The 17,362-nt window shown below is 72.2% G+C and carries 12 protein-coding genes; 5 read left to right on the top strand and 7 right to left on the bottom strand.

Annotated elements, in window-relative coordinates:
- Window positions 1-143: 143 nt before the first annotated feature.
- Both ACGFW6_RS39080 and ACGFW6_RS39075 read left to right on the top strand, forming a co-directional pair.
- On the top strand, window positions 144-1,910 hold the full coding sequence (locus ACGFW6_RS39080) for an ABC transporter ATP-binding protein (protein WP_393521053.1): 1,767 nt from the start codon (window positions 144-146) through the stop codon (window positions 1,908-1,910).
- A 135-nt stretch (window positions 1,911-2,045) separates the two neighbouring features.
- The gene (locus ACGFW6_RS39075) at window positions 2,046-4,595 is read left to right on the top strand and encodes an ATP-dependent Clp protease ATP-binding subunit (RefSeq protein WP_393521180.1); all 2,550 of its coding nucleotides are present in this window, start codon (window positions 2,046-2,048) and stop codon (window positions 4,593-4,595) included.
- Between the two features lie 4 nt (window positions 4,596-4,599).
- On the opposite strand, the gene ggt is transcribed toward ACGFW6_RS39075, so the two are convergent.
- Window positions 4,600-6,399, bottom strand: coding sequence for a gamma-glutamyltransferase (gene ggt / locus ACGFW6_RS39070; protein ID WP_393521051.1), 1,800 nt, complete (start codon window positions 6,397-6,399; stop codon window positions 4,600-4,602).
- Between the two features lie 119 nt (window positions 6,400-6,518).
- Between ggt and ACGFW6_RS39065 the strand changes: the two genes are divergently transcribed.
- Together ACGFW6_RS39065 and ACGFW6_RS39060 are read left to right on the top strand one after the other, a co-directional pair.
- Entirely contained in the window at window positions 6,519-7,277 is a 759-nt protein-coding gene (locus ACGFW6_RS39065) for a hypothetical protein (RefSeq protein WP_393521049.1), read from the top strand.
- Window positions 7,278-7,393: 116 nt separating this feature from the next.
- On the top strand, window positions 7,394-8,962 hold the full coding sequence (locus tag ACGFW6_RS39060; protein ID WP_393521047.1) for a CocE/NonD family hydrolase: 1,569 nt from the start codon (window positions 7,394-7,396) through the stop codon (window positions 8,960-8,962).
- A 416-nt stretch (window positions 8,963-9,378) separates the two neighbouring features.
- On the opposite strand, the gene ACGFW6_RS39055 is transcribed toward ACGFW6_RS39060, so the two are convergent.
- Window positions 9,379-9,786, bottom strand: coding sequence for a DUF6278 family protein (locus ACGFW6_RS39055; protein ID WP_393521045.1), 408 nt, complete (start codon window positions 9,784-9,786; stop codon window positions 9,379-9,381).
- 259 nt (window positions 9,787-10,045) lie between these two features.
- On the opposite strand from ACGFW6_RS39055, the gene ACGFW6_RS39050 reads away from it, so the two are divergent.
- Window positions 10,046-11,812, top strand: a complete 1,767-nt coding sequence (locus tag ACGFW6_RS39050; RefSeq protein ID WP_393521043.1) for an SGNH/GDSL hydrolase family protein — start codon at window positions 10,046-10,048, stop codon at window positions 11,810-11,812.
- An 82-nt stretch (window positions 11,813-11,894) separates the two neighbouring features.
- Here ACGFW6_RS39050 and ACGFW6_RS39045 read toward each other — a convergent pair whose 3' ends face one another.
- The 5 genes from ACGFW6_RS39045 to ACGFW6_RS39025 form a co-directional block, all read right to left on the bottom strand.
- A complete protein-coding gene (locus tag ACGFW6_RS39045; RefSeq protein ID WP_393521041.1) occupies window positions 11,895-12,674 on the bottom strand; it encodes an exodeoxyribonuclease III in 780 nt (259 codons plus the stop codon).
- 56 nt (window positions 12,675-12,730) lie between these two features.
- Entirely contained in the window at window positions 12,731-13,366 is a 636-nt protein-coding gene (locus tag ACGFW6_RS39040; protein ID WP_393521039.1) for an MBL fold metallo-hydrolase, read from the bottom strand.
- Window positions 13,367-13,399: 33 nt separating this feature from the next.
- Window positions 13,400-14,701 (bottom strand): 4-carboxymuconolactone decarboxylase, encoded by a 1,302-nt coding sequence (gene pcaC, locus ACGFW6_RS39035; RefSeq protein WP_393521037.1) that lies wholly within the window; start codon window positions 14,699-14,701, stop codon window positions 13,400-13,402.
- Between the two features lie 117 nt (window positions 14,702-14,818).
- Window positions 14,819-15,844: a hypothetical protein gene (locus ACGFW6_RS39030; protein WP_393521034.1), complete on the bottom strand. Its 1,026-nt coding sequence runs from the start codon at window positions 15,842-15,844 to the stop codon at window positions 14,819-14,821.
- A 111-nt stretch (window positions 15,845-15,955) separates the two neighbouring features.
- The coding region (locus ACGFW6_RS39025) for an SWIM zinc finger family protein (protein WP_393521032.1) at window positions 15,956-17,362 on the bottom strand (1,407 nt) is incomplete at its 5' end.

Below are 17,362 nucleotides of genomic sequence, written 5' to 3'. Positions count from 1 at the left end.
GGGATGCCGGACAGGCGGCGGACACCGGGCCGCCGCGGGATGCCGGACGGGCGCCGCGGGATGCCGAGCCGGCCGCCGGCGGCGCGGTCGTGGACGGGGGACGGCAAGAGCCCTCGGACGAGGACAGGTCGACCCGCGCCGCCGTGGCCACGCTGTACCGGCTCACCGCGGGGCACCGGACCGCCGTGGCCGTGGCCACCGTGCTGACGCTGGCCGGCTCCGCCCTGGGGCTGGCCCAGCCGCTGGTGGCCCGGCAGGCGGTGGACGCGAGCGGCCGCGGGCAGGTCGTCTGGCCGCTGCTGGCGCTCCTCGGCGCACTGTTCCTCGTGGAGGCGGCGATCGGGTCGGCGGGCCGTTTCCTGCTGGAGCGGACCGGCGAGGGCGTCGTGCGCGGGCTCCGGATGGGCCTGGTCGGACGTCTGCTCCGCCTGGAGATGCGGGAGTACGGCCGGCACCGCAACGGCGACCTCATCTCCCGCGTCACCACGGACACCACCCTCCTGCGCGAGGTCGTCTCGCAGGCTCTCGTCGACCTGGTGACCGGATGCCTGGTCGCCGCCGGGGCGCTCCTGCTGATGGCGTGGCTCGACCCGCTGCTGCTGCTTCTGGTCGCCGCCACCGTGGCCGTCGCCACCGCCGTGGTCAGCTCGCTGCTCCAGGGCATCCGCAGAGCCTCCGAGCGCATGCAGGACTCCGTCGGTGCCGTCGCCGCGGATCTGGAACGGGCGCTGGGCGCCCTGCCCATGGTCCGGGTGCATCGTGCCGAGGAGCGTGAGGCGGCCCGGATCGGAGCCCGGGTCGAGGAGGCCTACGACGCGGGAGTTCGTACCGCGAAGCTCGCGTCCGTCATGAGCCCCGCCGTCGAACTCGCCGTCCAGGGCTCCTTCCTCGTCGTCCTGGTCGTCGGCGGCCTGCGCGTGGGCGCTCAGGCGGGCTCCCTCGGCGACCTCGTCGCGTTCCTGCTGTACGCCTCCTACCTCGTCCTGCCGCTGTCCTCCGTGTTCCACGCGGTGAGCCTCGTCCAGCGCGGCATGGGCGCCCACCGGCGCGTCGCCCAGGCAATGCGGCTGCCCGTGGAGCGCACGGGGCCGTCGGCCGCGCGGTCCCGTCGCGTGCCGTCCGCTGCGACCGGCGGGCCCGTGCTCACGCTGCACGACGTCCGCTTCGGCTACGAGGCGGGCCGCCCTGTGCTGTCCGGCGTCTCCTTCGCCGTCCCGCCCCGCCGGCACGTCGCCGTCGTCGGCCCCTCGGGAGCCGGCAAGAGCACCGTCTTCGCGCTGGTGGCCGGGTTCTACGAACCGGACGCGGGAACCGTGCTGTTCGACGGCCGGCCCGCCGCGGAACTCGGCCGTGACGCCTGCCGCCGGCGGATCGCCATGGTCGACCAGAACACCCACGTCGTACACGGCACTCTGCGGGAGAACGTCACCTACGCCGTGCCCGACGCACCGGAGGCGGAGATCCGGCGTGTCCTCTCCCTGGCCCGGCTGGAGGAGCTCGTCGACCGGCTGCCCGACGGTCTGGACACCGTCATCGGGGAACGCGGCGGCACCCTCTCGGGCGGCGAGCGTCAACGCGTCGCCCTGGCCCGGGCCTTGCTCGCCCGCCCGGAGCTGCTGCTCCTGGACGAGCCCACCTCCCACCTCGACGCGATCAACGAGGCGGCGCTGACCACGGTGATGAAGGACGTCGCCCAGGAATGCGCCCTGCTGGTCATCGCCCACCGGCTGTCCACCGTGCAGCACGCCGACCACATCGTCGTCCTCGACCGGGGCCGCAGCACCGCCTGCGGAAGCCATGAGGACCTGCTCGCGCGCGACCCGCTCTACCGCGACCTGGCCACCAGCCAGATGCTGCGCGCCGGCGGCGGGCCGTCCGTGGGCCGCCGCGACGGCCGGGCGAACGGCTGAGCCGTGCCTGCACATGCCCTCCGAGCCAGAACGTGCCATCGTGGCATGAGCGAGCCCGAACCGGGTTACCCGACTCCGGCGTGTCGATCAGCGAGGGCGACCCTGCCCGCGCAGGGAAGCCGGATGGGAACGCGCATGACCAGCGGCTTCAGTGGTCCCGAGGACTACGACCCCTTCGGAGAATTCCTCGCCCGCTTCTTCGGCGGCCCGCGTCCCGGCCCCCGGCAGATCGACATCGGCCGACTGCTCAGTCAGCCGGCCAGGGAGCTGGTGCGCGGCGCGGCCCAGTACGCGTCCGAGCACGGCAGCCGGGACCTGGACACCCAGCATCTGCTGCGCGCCGCGCTGTCCGCCGAGCCGACCCGGAGCCTGCTCACCCGGGCCGGCGCGGACCCGGACTCCCTGGCGACGGAGATCGACGAGCGCTCCGGCCCGGTCCAGCATCCGCCGGGCGAGGCCCCGCCCCCGACGTCGCTGTCCCTGACCCCGGCGGCCAAGCGGGCCCTGCTGGACGCGCACGACCTGGCCAGGGCGCGCGGAGCCGGGTACATCGGTCCGGAGCACGTGCTCAGCGCCCTCGCCGCGAACCCCGACTCGGCGGCCGGGCACATCCTGAACGCGGCCCGGTTCGCCCCCTCCGGCATGCCGCCCGAGGCGCCGGACGCGACGCAGTCCCGCCCCGGCGCCGACCAGCGGCCACGCGTCGACTCCGGCACGCCCACCCTCGACAAGTACGGCCGCGACCTCACCGACCTCGCCCGCCAGGGCCGTATCGACCCGGTCATCGGCCGGGACGAGGAGATCGAGCAGACCGTCGAGGTGCTCTCCCGGCGCGGCAAGAACAACCCGGTGCTGATCGGCGACGCGGGCGTGGGCAAGACCGCGATCGTGGAGGGCCTGGCCCAGCGGATCGCCGACGGTGACGTGCCGGACGTGCTCAGCGGCCGCCGGGTCGTCGCGCTGGACCTGACCGGCGTGGTCGCCGGCACCCGCTACCGGGGTGACTTCGAGGAGCGGCTCACCAACATCGTGGAGGAGATCCGGGCGAACTCCGACCGACTGATCGTCTTCATCGACGAGTTGCACACCGTCGTCGGTGCCGGAGGCGGCGGCGAGGGCGGGTCCATGGACGCCGGGAACATCCTCAAGCCCGCGCTGGCCCGCGGTGAACTGCACGTCGTCGGCGCGACCACGCTGGAGGAGTACCGGCGGATCGAGAAGGACGCGGCGCTCTCCCGCCGCTTCCAGCCGATCCTGGTCCCCGAGCCGACCACCACCGACGCCATCGAGATCCTGCGGGGCCTGCGCGACCGCTACGAGGCCCACCACCAGGTGCGCTACAGCGACGAGGCGCTCGTGGCCGCCGTGGAACTGTCGGACCGCTATCTCACCGACCGCCGGCTGCCGGACAAGGCCATCGACCTGATCGACCAGGCGGGTGCCCGGGTACGGCTGCGCGCGCGGACCAAGGGCACGGACGTACGCGCCATGGAGCGCGAGGTCGAGCAGCTGACCCGGGACAAGGACCAGGCCGTCGCCGACGAGAGCTATGAGCAGGCGACCCAACTGCGCGACCGTATCGTCGAGTTGAAGAAGCGCATCGCGGAGACGGGCGACGGGGAGATCGACGAGGGCATGGACCTGGAGGTCACCGCCGAGGCCATCGCCGAAGTGGTGTCCCGGCAGACCGGTATCCCGGTGAGCAGCCTCACCGAGGAGGAGAAGGACCGGCTGCTCGGCCTGGAGGAGCATCTGCACGAGCGGGTGGTCGGACAGGACGAGGCGGTGCGTGTGGTGTCCGACGCGGTGCTGCGCTCACGGGCCGGGCTCGCGAGCCCGGACCGGCCGATCGGCAGCTTCCTCTTCCTCGGCCCGACCGGCGTCGGCAAGACCGAACTGGCGCGGGCGCTGGCCGAGTCGCTGTTCGGCAGCGAGGAGCGCATGGTCCGCCTGGACATGAGCGAGTACCAGGAACGGCACACCGTCAGCCGGCTGATCGGCGCCCCGCCCGGCTATGTGGGCCACGAGGAGGCCGGCCAGCTCACCGAGGTGGTCCGGCGGCACCCGTACTCGCTGCTGCTGCTCGACGAGATCGAGAAGGCCCACCCGGACGTCTTCAACATCCTGCTCCAGGTGCTGGACGACGGCCGGCTGACCGACTCCCAGGGCCGCACCGTGGACTTCACCAACGCGGTCATCGTGATGACCAGCAACCTCGGCTCGGAGGCGATCGGCCGGGGCGGCGCCGGGATCGGGTTCGGTTCGGGCGACGAGGAGGCCGACGAGGAGGCGCGCAACGAGCGGATCCTGCGGCCGCTGCGCCAGCAGTTCCGGCCCGAGTTCCTCAACCGCATCGACGAGATCGTCGTCTTCCGCCGGCTGACCCCCGAGCAGCTCCAGCAGATCACCAACCTGCTGCTGGACAAGACCCGTCGGCTGCTGCACGCCCAGGGCGTCGCGGTCGAGTTCACGGACACGGCCGTCGACTGGCTCTCCGAGCGCGGCTACCAGCCGGAGTACGGCGCCCGGCCGCTGCGCCGCACCATCCAGAAGGAGGTCGACAACCAGCTGTCCCGGCTGCTCCTGGACGGCCGGATCGGCGAGGGCGGCCGGGTCACGGTGGACGTGGCGGACGGGCGGCTGGCCTTCCGCACGGAGGACCTGCCGCCCGCCCCTGAGCTCTGAGGCGCTAGCGCGCCGGCCGCACCACCATCGCCGAGCCGCCGCCGCGCCGGACCTTCTCCGCGGCGGCGAGCCACTTTCCGTCCGGCAGGCGCTGGACGCCGGTGGCCGCGCCGATCTCCGGGTTGAGCCGGAAGCCGTGCCCGATCGCCTCCAGCTGGGTCCTCAACGGGCTGTTGTACAGGCCCGGTTCGAGTTCCGTGGTGGCGGCGTTGCGCTGGCTGGCGCGCGGCGCGGCGATCGCGTCGACCAAGGGCAGGCCCCGGTCGAGGAACCCGGTCAGGGTCTGCAGCACGGTGGTGATGATGGTGGCGCCGCCGGGCGAACCGAGCGCCACGACGGGCTTGTCGTGCCGGTCCAGGACGATCGTCGGCGACATGGACGAGCGCGGGCGCTTGCCGGGGCCCGGCAGGTTCGGGTCGTGCACGGCCGGGCTCGCCGGGGTGAAGGAGAAGTCCGTCAGCTCGTTGTTGAGCAGGAAGCCGCGGCCCGGGACGGTGATGCCGCTGCCGCCGGTCTGCTCGATGGTGAGGGTGTACGAGACGACGTTGCCCCACTTGTCGGCCACGGTGAGGTGGGTGGTGCTGTCGCCCTCGTAGGTGGTCGGGGCGGCGGTGCCGCGCGCGTCGCAGGACGCCGGGTCACGCGGGTCGCCCGGCGCCACCGGGCTGGTGAGCACGGCGTCGTCCTTGATCAGGCACGCCCGCGAGTCGGCGTAGCGCTGCGACAGCAGTTCCTTCGTCGGTACGTCCTCGAAGGCGGGGTCGCCGACCCAGCGCCCGCGGTCGGCGAAGGCGATGCGGCTGGCCTCGATGTAGCGGTGCAGGTAACGGACCTCGCTCGCCTTCGACAGGTCCGTGTTCTCCAGGATGTTGAGGGCCTCGCCGACGGTCGTGCCGCCGGAGGAGGAGGGTGCCATGGAGTAGACACCGAGACCGCGGTACGCGCTCTTCGAGGGCGCCTGCGACCTGACCCGGTAGCCGGCCAGGTCCTTCGCGGTCAGGTCGCCGCGGCGGGCGTTCCAGCCGGAGGCCGGGTCCACGGGCGGGTCGTCGACCGTCGCCACGATGTCGTCGGCGATGTCGCCCCGGTAGAGCGCGCCGACGCCCTTGCGCGCCAACTCCGCGTAGGTGCGGGCGAGGTCGGGGTTCTTGAAGGTGGAGCCGACGGCCGGCAGCGCGCCGCCCGGCAGGAACAGCTTCGCGGTGTCCGGGAAGTAGCGGAACCGGGTCTCGTTGGCGGCGGTCTGCGAGCGGAAGGTGTCGTCGACCGTGAAGCCGTCGCGAGCGAGCCGTTCGGCGGGCTTCAGCACCGACCCGAGGCTTTTGCTGCCCCACTGGTCGAGCGCCTTCTGCCAGGTGGCGGGCGTGCCGGGGGTGCCGACGCTGAGGCCGCTGCTGACGGCCTCGGCGAACGGGATCGCGGTGCCGTTCTCCGTGAACAGGCCCGCGTCGGCGCTCAGCGGGGCGGTCTCCCGGCCGTCGATGGTGCGCACGGTGCGGGACCGGGCGTCGTAGTAGACGAAGTAGCCGCCTCCGCCGACGCCGGCGGAGTAGGGCTCGGTGACACCGAGCGCGGCGGCCGTGGCGACGGCGGCGTCGACGGCGTTGCCGCCCTTGCGCAGGACCTCGATGCCGGCCGCGGAGGCGTCCGCGTCGACGCTCGAGACGGCTCCGCCGTAGCCCACGGCCACGGGAACCTTCTGCACGGCGTGGGTGCCGGTGCCGGGCGGCGCCGCCGCTCCCACCGACACCACCGTGGCCGAGATCGCCAGGACCGACAGTTTCCGCGCGACAGGGCGACGCATCAGCACCTCCAGTCAGGGACCGTCCGCGCAGCCTATTCGATCGGCATGCCCGCGTCAGCCAGCCCACGGCCGCCTTTCCTCGAACGTGGGTTTGCGTTCGCCCGCTACCATGCGCGCCCATGAATGACGACGTACGCAACATCGTCCTGGGCGTGGTCGCGGCCGGTATAAGCGCCACGCTCGGCTGGCTCGCCCGCACCTACCTGTGGAAGCGCAGGCTGCGCCGCAAGCAGGCCTTCTTCGGGCTGCCCGACAACGCCGAGTCCTTGCTGGTGGTCAACCGCGGGGCCGGCGGGCCCGAGCTGTCGGTGATGCGTTACGACGTGTTCGCGCTGCTCGAACTGGCCGCCCTGATCAAGGACTGCCACGCTCACGCCCAGATCATCCCGCACGACGCGGCCCGCCAGGGCTTCGGCGAGCGCACCGAGTTCTGCGTCGGCGGCCCGGCCTCGAACCGGCGCATGGCGGCGCACCTGGCCTCGCTCCTGCCGGGCGTGCAGGTGAACGTGGACTCCGAACCCGGCCCGGACCGGGGGGCGTTCCAGATCGGCTCCGAGCGCTACCGGGTGGAGGTCGGCAAGGAGGAGTACGCGCTCCTCGCCCGGCTCACCGTCGGCGAGAGCCAGGGCCCGCGCCCGGTCTTCCTGTTCTGCGGCCAGACCGCCATCACCAACCAGGCGGCCACCCGCTATCTCGCCCGCAACCATGAGCGGTTGACCCGCAAGCACGGCACCGGCTCCTTCGCCCTGCTGCTGAAGGTGGTCAACTCGCAGGCGTACGGCCCGGACGTGGTGGAGCTGGTCGCCGATGTCACCCGCGCCGCCCAGACCCCCTTGCCGGCCGCCGCGGCTCCCCGCAATAGCCACCGCGCCTCCTGAGGTCCGCCACATTCCACTAATCGTTACTGGCACGTAACTTACCGACGGGTTACTTGCGGTAAGCGGCCACGGTTACCGTCGGGTCACTTTGCACTGACACGAGTGAGGAGTGGCCCGTGGGACACCATCGCAAGGCCCTGCGTACGACCGCCGTGGGCGCCGTCTCCGCGACACTGGTCGCCGGTAGCGCCCTCGGGCTCGCCCCCGCCGCCCAAGCAGCCCCGAACAGCGTCCGTTTCGTCGACATCCACGGCGACGGCGGCACCACGCTCAAGGCGAACGTCGTCACACCGGCCGGCGCCGACGGCAAGCACCGCTACCCGCTGCTCGTCATGCCCACGAGCTGGGGCCTGCCCCAGGTCGAGTACTTCGCACAGGCCCAGAAGCTCGCGGACTCGGGCTATGTCGTGGTCAGTTACAACGTGCGCGGCTTCTGGCAGTCCGGCGGCGAGATAGAAGTGGCGGGCCCGCCCGACATAGCCGACGCGTCCAGGGTCATCGACTGGGCTCTCGCCAACACCCCTGCCGACGCACGGCAGATCGGCATGGCGGGCGTCTCCTACGGCGCCGGCATCAGCCTGCTGACCGCCGCGCACGACAAACGGGTCCGGGCGGTCGCCGCCCTCAGCGGCTGGGCCGACCTCATCGGCTCGATCTACTCGGGCCGCACCCAGCACGTCCAGGCCGCCGCGCTGCTCGACGGCGCGGGCCGGATCACCGGCCGCCGCAGCGATGAACTCCGGCAGGTCTTCGACGACTTCTACGCCTCCAACCTGTCCAAGGAACAGGACCTCATCAACTGGGGGAAGAAACGTTCGGTCGCCACATACGTGGACCAGCTCAACGACAGCGGCGCCGCGGTCATGATGGCCAACGCCTGGGGGGACACGATCTTCCCGCCCAACCAGTACGCGGACTTCTACGAGAAGCTCTCCGGCCCCAAGCGGCTGGAGTTCCGCCCCGGTGACCACGCCACCGCCGAACTGACCGGGCTGTTCGGCCTGCCCAACGACGTGTGGACGGACACCGAGCGCTGGTTCGACCACTACCTCAAGGGCGAGGACAACGGCATCAACCGCGAGCTGCCGGTCCAGCTCAAGTCCCGGTCCGGCGGCGCCTACGAGGGCTATCCGGACTGGAAGTCGGTCGGCGCGACGGACAGGAAGATCTCCCTCGGCGGCACGACGACGATCCGCACGAACGTCGACTCGGGAGCCAACGGAGGGGTCGTCTTCCTCTCCAGCATCCTCGACCAGGTGGCCCAGTTGCCCCCGATGGCCTCGATCCCGCTGCTGCCCCGCCGCTGGGCGGCCGTATGGCAGTCGGAGAAGTACTCCTCGGCCCAACGCGTGCGCGGCACCTCGCAGTTGCACACCACGGTCACCCCGACCAAGGAGAGCGGCACCCTCGTCGCCTATCTGTACGACGTGGGCCCGCTCGGCCTCGGCAAGCTGGTCAGTACCGCGCCGTACACCTTCCACGGACGGACACCCGGACAGCCGTTCGGCCTCGACCTGGAGCTGTACTCCACGTCCTACGACGTCCCGGCAGGGCACCGCCTCGCGTTGGTCGTCGACACGGTCGACCCGCTCTACATCGAGCACAACCCGTCCGGCGCGCGGCTGACCTTCTCCTCGCCGGCGAACGACCCGTCGTACGTGTCGATTCCACTGCGCGAACAGTGATCTCCGGCCGGCGCCGGACGGGTATGGCTCTGTGACTGCTGCCCCCTGCTGCCCCTGTCCCCAGGGGCCGTGGGGGGATCCCCACCCGGCAGCAGCGTCCCTGGTCGTGGGCGGGGCCACCGCCACGGCCTTGGGGACGGACGAAACATCGTAGTCGAGGTCGGACCCGGCGGGGTCGGAAGGGTTGTCAGACCACGAAGTGACAGGTCCCCCACGTGATGGTCGACGTCATGCGGCACGATCAGTGGATCGCCAGCCATGCCCAGCCCCAGTCCTGTTCAGCTGTGTAGCGATGTCAGCCGTGTAGCGATGGCCGCAAACTATCGGGACAAGAGCTGACTTATTGGGCGACACGCACTTTTCGGACATAAGCCGTATTTACTCGGCGCTTATATCGCGTCTCCACGGCCCGGGCTTCAGGACTCCGCGACCTCCGCGTACAGCTGCGACAACTCGGGCACACCGCTCACGGCCCACTCCCGCCCCGACGCCACCACGTCGAACTCCCGGCCGGACGCGAGCCGGACGACCGGCTGGCCGTCCGGCCAGATCTCCCACGCCGCGCCGGGCACCGTGCGCACGATGACGGTGCCGAGATACAGCCCGGCGTCATTGCCCAGCCAGGGCAAGATCTCCTCGTCGTCCCGCCAGCGCGGCACCAGCTGATCAAGGGCCTCCAACGAGGCCACCGTGTCGTCCAGTTGGATCCCCGCCCCGGAGGCGTGGTAGCGCAGGAGTTCGCACTCGGAGAGCAGTTCGGCGATGCCCTCGGGGTCGGGGACCCCGCGCTTCTCGGGCCGATGGCCAAGAAAAGGGATCTTCATACGCACAGCGTGTCATTCGCACGGCCGAACGCACCACAGGCGCGCGGACCGCCGATTCCGGTCGAGTTCACGCCGACTTGTGGCATGGCTCGTTGACGGGTCACGGGTGCCTCTCTAACTTCTCCGTGCGTCATGCGTCTCGTCGGAACGACTCGCACCTGAAGATCTCACCAGTTACGTCTCTTCCGAGTGTCCTGCCCGAACTTGTCATGCGCAGTCATACGCAGTCCTGAGCGGTCGTGAACGGGAGGAGTCGGCCGTGCGCCGATGTGTATGGATTTCCGCGGTCGTCCTTGCCCTCTTCGCCGCCCTGGTGCCGGGTGTCTCCGCACACGCGGCCGGCGAACGCAGAGCCGTGCCGCTCCCGCTGGAGCGGCTCTTCGACAACACGGCCGTCAGTGACGACGCTCGGCCCGCCGCGGCCGACTTCGACGGCTCGGGCGCCTCCCTGTCGGCGCAGGACCTCGCCGCCGCCGGCTGGACGCCGGGCCGCGCGCTGACCGTGCAGGGCGCCCGGCTGACCTGGCCCGACCGGCAGCCGGGCGAGCCGGACAACGTGCTCGCCGCCGGGCAGGAGGTGCGGGTGCGCGGCCGCGGCGACGCGCTCGCGTTCCTGGTCGCGGGCACGGCCGGCCTCGACATCGGCGCGGCGGGCACCGTGGTCTACGCCGACGGCGCCCGGTCCGGATACCGGCTGACCGCGCCCGACTGGCGCACCGGCCCGCTCGCCACCAAGGCGGTCGCCCTGCCGCACATCAACACACCCGGCGGCCAACTCGCCGAACGGGCGCGGCTGTACGTCGTGACCGTGCCGCTCGTGGCGGGGCGCCAGGTCGCCTCCGTACGGCTGCCCGAGGCGCCCGGACTGCATGTGTTCGCGGTGGCCGTGCGGGCCGCGGCGACGGGCTGGACCGGGAGTTGGGGCGCGGCGACGGGCGGCTATCCCACCGTGGGGCCGTGGACGGACCGGACGCTGCGCCTGGTGGTGCACACCTCGGTGGGCGGTCCGCGGGTGCGGCTGCGGTTCGACAACACGTTCGCTGCGGGCCCGGTGCGGATCGGCGCCGCGAGCGTGGCGGTGCAGCAGTCGGGCGCGGCGGCGAAGGCGGCACCGGTCCGGGTGGCCTTCGGCGGTGCGGCGGGAGTGGAGATCCCGGCGGGCGCGCAGGCGTACAGCGATCCGCTCGGCTTCACCGTGCCCGCGGACGCCAACCTGCTGGTGAGCTTCCATCTGCCGCAGAGCGTGCCGGCGGCGCCGGTGCACCGGCTCGCGCAGCAGCGGTCGTACGTGAGCGGCCCCGGCGACCACACGGCGGACCTCGCGGCCACCGCCTATCCGACGGTGCTGACCAGTTGGCCGCTGCTGACCGGCGTCGACGTGAGCGGCGGACCGGGGTCCGTGGTGCTGCTCGGCGACTCGATCACCGACGGCGACAAGTCCACGACGGACGCGAACCGGCGGTGGCCCGACGTGCTGGCCACACGGCTGCTGAACCAGAGTGCGGTCCCCCGCTACGGGGTGCTCAACCAGGGAATCTCCGGCAACCGCGTGGTCTCCGACCGCTATCCCGGCGACGGGGTCTCCACCGACACGGCCGGAGTGAGCGCCCTGAACCGCCTCGACCGGGATGTGCTGGCCCAGACATCGGCGCGTACGGCCGTGGTGTTCGAGGGCATCAACGACGTGCGGGCGGGCACGACAGCCGAGCAGGTGATCGCCGGGCTGCGCGAGATCGCGGACCGCGGGCATGCGCGGGGGCTGCGGATGCTGGCGGCGACGGTACTTCCGTGCGAGGGGGAGGTGCGGTGCACCGCGGCTGTCGATGTCGAGCGGGTCGAGATCAATGCCTGGATCCGGAGTGCCGGGGTGTACGACGGCGTGCTCGACTTCGACGCCGTGGTGCGGGACCCGGCGCAGCCGTCCCGGATGCTGCCGGCCTACGACAGCGGGGACCATCTGCATCCGGGCGACGCGGGGCTCGCCGCGCTGGCCGAGTCGGTGGATCTGCGAGCGCTGGTGCCGTGACCGTCCGGGAGCTTCGCCCCCGGACCCCCGTCGGCCTCAACGGCCTCGTCCTCCATCGCCGGACAGGCTGGAGGGTGTTGCCCTACACGTCGAGATCCACGACCACCGGCGCGTGGTCGGACGCGCCCTTGCCCTTGCGCTCCTCCCGGTCCACGTACGCGTCGGTGACGGCCTTGGCGAACGGCTCGTTGCCGTAGACCAGGTCGATGCGCATGCCGCGGTTCTTGGGGAAGCAGAGCTGGCGGTAGTCCCAGTACGTGAACGGGTGGTCGTACTTCAGGGGGCGCGGGACCACGTCGGACAGGCCGGACTCGCGCAGGGAGGCGAGGGCGGCGCGCTCGGCGGGGGTGACATGGGTGAGGCCCTCGAAGGCGGCCACGTCGTAGACGTCGTCGTCCGTCGGCGCCACGTTGTAGTCGCCCAGCACCGCGAAGGGGCGGCTGCCGCCCGCGTCTCCGGCGACGGCCGCCTTCAGGGCCTCGAACCACTGGAGCTTGTAGGCGTAGTGGGCGTGGTCCACCTCACGGCCGTTCGGCACGTACACCGACCAGACGCGGACCGGGCCGCAGGTCGCGGAGATGGCGCGCGGTTCCTGCACGCCGTCGTAGCCGGGGTCGCCCGGCAGGCCCTTGACGACGTCCTTGAGGCCGACGCGGGAGAGCACCGCCACGCCGTTCCACCGGCCGGTGGCGTTGACCGCCGCCTCGTAGCCGAGGTCGCGCAGCGGGTCGATCGGGAACTGGTCCTCGGCGACCTTGGCCTCCTGGAGGCAGAGCACGTCGGTGCCACTGCTCTCCAGCCAGGCCAGGAGCCTCGGCAGGCGTGCGGTGATCGAGTTCACGTTCCAGGTCGCGATGCGCATGTCCCACAACCTACCGGGCGGGACTGACAACCCGGCCCCGCCCGGGGTGGGACCGGTCACAGCTCCGCGGAGTCCCCCGGCGTCAGACGCAGATGCTCCGAGCCGCCCAGGCCGCCGATCTGGCGGTCGTAGATCGGGCGGGCCAGGTCGGTGAGGAGGGCGTCGTGGATGTCGTAGGCGCGCTGCGGCTTGACCTCGCGGACGTAGTCGATGACCTCCGCGATCTTGTTCCACGGGGCCATCACCGGCAGCATCAGCGTCTCGACCGGGTGGTCCGGCACGGTGAGGGCGTCGCCGGGGTGGAAGACGCGTCCGCCGTCGACGAGGTAGCCGACGTTGGTGATGCGCGGGATGTCCGGGTGGATGACGGCGTGCAGTTCGCCGTGGACCTGGACGTCGAAGCCGGCCGCGGTGAAGGTGTCGCCGTGGCCGACGGTGTGCACGCGGCCCGGGAACGCCGCCGAGATCTGCTCGGCGACGGACTTCAGCGTCCAGATCCGCGCGGCGGGGTCGGCCTCCATGGCCGCCCGCAGCCGCGCCTCGTCGAAGTGGTCGGGGTGCTCGTGTGTGACGAGGATCGCGTCCGCGCCGACCGCGGCGTCCTCCTCGCTGAACCCGCCGGGGTCGATAACGAGCGTCTGTCCGTCCTTCTCCAGACGGACGCAGGAGTGCGACTTCTTCGTGAGCTTCATGACCCCATCCTCGCGCGCACCCGTTCGGCACGCTCACTCCTGCGGAGTGGTCTCCTCCCTGATGACCTTCTGGGCGACCTTGAACGCGCTGTTCGCCGCCGGTACCCCGCAGTAGACGGCCGCCTGGAGCAGCACTTCCTTGATCTCGTCCGGGGTGAGGCCGTTGCGCAGGGCGGCGCGGGTGTGGAAGGCCAGTTCGTCGAGGTGACCGCCCGCGACCAGGGCGGTGAGGGTGACACAGCTGCGGGACCGCCGGTCGAGGCCGGGTCTGCCCCAGATCTCGCCCCACGCGTACCGGGTGACGAGTTCCTGGAAGTCCCCCGAGAAGTCGTCGGCCTGGGACAGCGCCCGGTCCACGTGCGCGTCGCCCAGCACCTCACGGCGGACCTTGATCCCCGCGTCGTACGGATCCGCCCGCCCCGTCGTCGTCTGCTGCGCCACGACGGCCGGGGCGATCTCGGCGATGGGCGCGGGCTGCGGCGGCACGGGCGCCAGGACGGGCTTCAAGGGGGCGGCGACGATGGCCATCTGGCCGGTCGTGGAGTCGTAGGCGGGCTGCCAGGCCGTGGAGAAGTGCCGGACCAGCAGATCGGTGACGGCGGCGGGCTGCTCGACCGGGACGAGGTGGGAGGCGCCGGGGACCACCGCGAGCCGCGCGTCCGGTATGCCGGCGACCAGGGTGCGGGCCTCGGCGGGGCCGGTGACCTGGTCGTCCGAGCCGACGAGCACGAGCGTGGGCACGGCGACGCCCGCGAGCTGCGACCGTACGTCGAACGAGGCGAGGGCCTCGCAGGCGGCGATGTAGCAGCCGGGGTCGGTGGTGCGCACCATCTGCACGGCCCACTCGGTGATCGCGGGCTGGGCGGCGGCGAAGCCGTTGGTGAACCAACGGTCCGGCGAGCTGCGGGCGATGGGGTCGAGGCCGTTGGTGCGCACGATCACGCCGCGCTGCCGGAACTCGTCCGCCGTGCCGAAGCGCGGCGAGGCGGCGATCAGCGCGAGCGAGGCGATGCGCTCGGGGTGACGCAGGGCGAGTTCCATACCGAGGGCGCCGCCGAGCGCGCAGCCCGCGTAGCCGAAGCGCTGCACGCCGAGGCCGTCGAGGGTGACGAGCAGTCGTTCGACGAGTTCGGTGACGGAGCCCGCCGGGTAGGCGGGCGCGCCGCCGTGTCCCGGCAGGTCGAACCGGAAGACGCGCCACTGCTGGGTCAGCTCGGGAACCTGCCGGTCCCACATGTGCCAGGTGGTACCGAGCGAGGGGCCCAGGATGAGGACCGGGGCATCTTCCGGGCCGTCGAAGCGGTACTGGAGGGCGGGGGTCTTCGTCTCACTCACCGCTCCACGCTAACGTCCGCATCCGAACACCGGCCCCACGGACCCCACGTCCTCACACCTGGCTCCCGCAGATCAGCGAGGAACTCTCACACGGCCTTCACGGGACGGAGGTTCGGCTCAGCCGCGGACCGTGACGCCGTACCGGGTGCGCAGCCGCCACATCTCCCACGCCGAGACGGCGGTCACCGACAGCGGGCCGCCGAGCAGGGAGCAGAACTGCGCCACCGGCGGACCCGCGGGCATGCCACTGCCGATCAGGTGGAAGAGGGCGAGCACCCACACCAGTACGCCGGTGACCACCGGCGGCAGCATCGGGTGGACATGGGCGGTGTTGAAGGCGCTGCGGGCGGAGTACAGCGACGCCAGGAACAGGAAGGGCAGGCCCCAGAAGATCGCGACGATCACGACGAGCGCGAACGGCACCACCGTCCAGCCGTGCAGGCTGTCCTTGAACCCGGTGCCGCCCGCGACGTAGATGGTGGTGGCGAGGACCACCAGGGTCAGCACGTACCAGCCGACCGCCTTGAGCGGGGCGCTCAGCCGGGACCGCAGGTGCGGCCTCAGGTGCGCGGGTGCGTAGAGGATGAAGCCGAGGATGACCAGAGGGCCCGCGCAGATCAGCAGGAGCGGCGTGACGATCGCATTGGCGAAGCCCTCCTGTGCCGCGTCGTTCCAACGGTCCTTCTCCACGCCGTAGGCGAGGATCAGCCCGATGGTGGCCAGCGCGCCGAGCACCGTGCGCGCCACCTGGACGCGGTCCACGGTGCGGTCCGTGATCCGGTCGCCGCTCTGGTGCACGAAGAGCTTCGTGGCGACGCGGTGCGCGGAGCGCAGGACCAGGACGGCGAGGAAGAACGGCGAGAAGTACCAGAGGCAGCTGCGGCGGCGCGCCACGGGGACGGGGGCACCGGGCGGCGGGCCGTAGGGATACGGGCTGGGGTGGGGGTACGGATTGGGGTGGGGGTACGGATTCGGGTTCGGGTTCGGTGCGGGGTGGCCGTAGGGGTTGCCGCCGTTGTGGGGCCCGTAGGGGCTGTTGGGCGGCTGTCCGGGGCCGTGGGGGGCGCCCCAGTTCTGGCCGCCGGGTCCGTTGCCGTGTGGTTGTCCCGAACCGGGTCCAGGACCCCATCCCCCCGTTGCCATGGCCTCTCCCACCGTTCTTTTCCGGCCAGTTGCTGTGTGTGGCCCGTGCGACAACGCGGCAGTGTAGTTGCTTACGGGAAAGGGCGGTCGTGGGTGTAGGGCATGGTCCGGTCAAGCCTCCGGAGGCGTGAGCCCGAGGTCGGTGAGGGTGCCGGCCGGGTCGAGACCGGTGAGCGCGCCGACGGGGTCGAGGTCGGGCGTGCCGCGTGGCCACCAGTCGTCGTGGCCCGGTTCCGACTCGTACGGGTACCACAGGCCGTCGCGGCCGAGGCGGAGCTGGACATGGCCGCGGGGGTGGGTGAGGCGGTTGTGCCAGGGGCGGAAGGCCGGGAGGTCGGCGGCGAGCAGGAGCGGCCGGGCACGGTCGAAGCGGCCGGCCGGCGGATCCCAGGGTTCCTCCAGGACGGCGAGCCCCTTGAGACCGCCCTGCCGCCAGGCGGCGACCGCGCGGGCCAGGTCGGCCGGGGTGCGGTCGGTGGCGGAGGCCAGGGAGGCGTACAGGGCGCGGGTGCCGGCGGTGAGGCCCGAACCGGGGCGGGCGGCGGCGAGCCGTACCGCGTCCTGCCACAGGGTCAGTTCGGCGACCGGGTCACGGCCGGTGGCGAGCAGGGCGTGGGCGCGGGCGGCCGCGTCCGTCGCCAACTGGTCCAGCGCGAAGGGGTCCGGGCCGCCCGGGGCCGCCGGGTAGACCGGCGGCTGCTCGGGGTGCGGGGGCACCGGCAAGGGGGCCGGGAGGGGCGGGAGGCGACGCTCGGCATCCAGTGCGTGGGTGGCGCGTACGCCCGCCAGGGGCGCCGGCTGCTGGTCCTGTGCGGCCCGGGCCGCGCGGGCGGCGCTCAGCCGGGACAGCGCGTCGAGCAACTGCCGTTCACCGCGCCCGCGCAGCAGAAGCAGGACGAAGGGGTCGGCGTCCAGCAGTCGTGCCGTCTGGTAGCAGAGGGCCGCGGCGTGTTTGCAGGGGTGGCCTCGGTCGGGGCAGCTGCACCGCGGGTCCAGGTCGCCCGGGCCCGGCAGCAGCGGCACGCCGCACTCGGCGAGGGACCGCGGCATCTCCTTGTCCAGCAACGCCGCGATGTGTCCGGGCTGTTCGGCGACGGTGTCCAGGAACCGCGTCCAGTCCGCGTCGTCCAGCGTCCGCAGCCGCACCTGCACCCGGTAGGGCCGTGGCCGGCTGCCCCGCACGTACGCCAGCACCAGCCCCGGCGTCACGGTGATCGCGTCGACGTTTCCCTCCTGCGCATAACCCCGCCCCCGCGCCAGCCTCTTGGCATCGAGAGCACCCTCCTCCAACGCGGTCACCCATGCATTGCCCCACCAACTCTCGGCGAACCGCCGGTCATCCACCGACCGAGGCCCGAACGCCGGGAAGGTACGCCGCAGTTCACCGTCCCGCGAGGGAGCGGCCATGGACCGGGGGACGCGGGGGGAGGGGGCCGGGGGTGGAGGGGTCGGAGAGGGCGTCGGCGAAGGGGTGGGTGGTGAGTTGCGGGAGGAAGGGGGCGGTGAGGAGTGGGGAGG

Source organism: Streptomyces sp. Y7 (assembly GCF_043195415.1).
In the GTDB taxonomy this organism is placed as follows: Bacteria; Actinomycetota; Actinomycetes; order Streptomycetales; family Streptomycetaceae; genus Streptomyces.
Note: the sequence above shows the minus strand (reverse complement) of the source record. Positions and strands in the feature narration are given on the sequence as shown.

Bases quoted from the DNA above. Each gene is read 5' to 3' on its own strand.
- ACGFW6_RS39065 (WP_393521049.1), top strand. From the start codon at position 6,519: ATGAATGACGACGTACGCAACATCGTCCTGGGCGTGGTCGCGGCCGGT.
- ACGFW6_RS39045 (WP_393521041.1), bottom strand. From the start codon at position 12,674: ATGCGCATCGCGACCTGGAACGTGAACTCGATCACCGCACGCCTGCCG.
- ACGFW6_RS39040 (WP_393521039.1), bottom strand. From the start codon at position 13,366: ATGAAGCTCACGAAGAAGTCGCACTCCTGCGTCCGTCTGGAGAAGGAC.
- ACGFW6_RS39055 (WP_393521045.1), bottom strand. From the start codon at position 9,786: ATGAAGATCCCTTTTCTTGGCCATCGGCCCGAGAAGCGCGGGGTCCCC.
- ACGFW6_RS39075 (WP_393521180.1), top strand. From the start codon at position 2,046: ATGACCAGCGGCTTCAGTGGTCCCGAGGACTACGACCCCTTCGGAGAA.
- ACGFW6_RS39030 (WP_393521034.1), bottom strand. From the start codon at position 15,844: ATGGCAACGGGGGGATGGGGTCCTGGACCCGGTTCGGGACAACCACAC.
- ggt (WP_393521051.1), bottom strand. From the start codon at position 6,399: ATGCGTCGCCCTGTCGCGCGGAAACTGTCGGTCCTGGCGATCTCGGCC.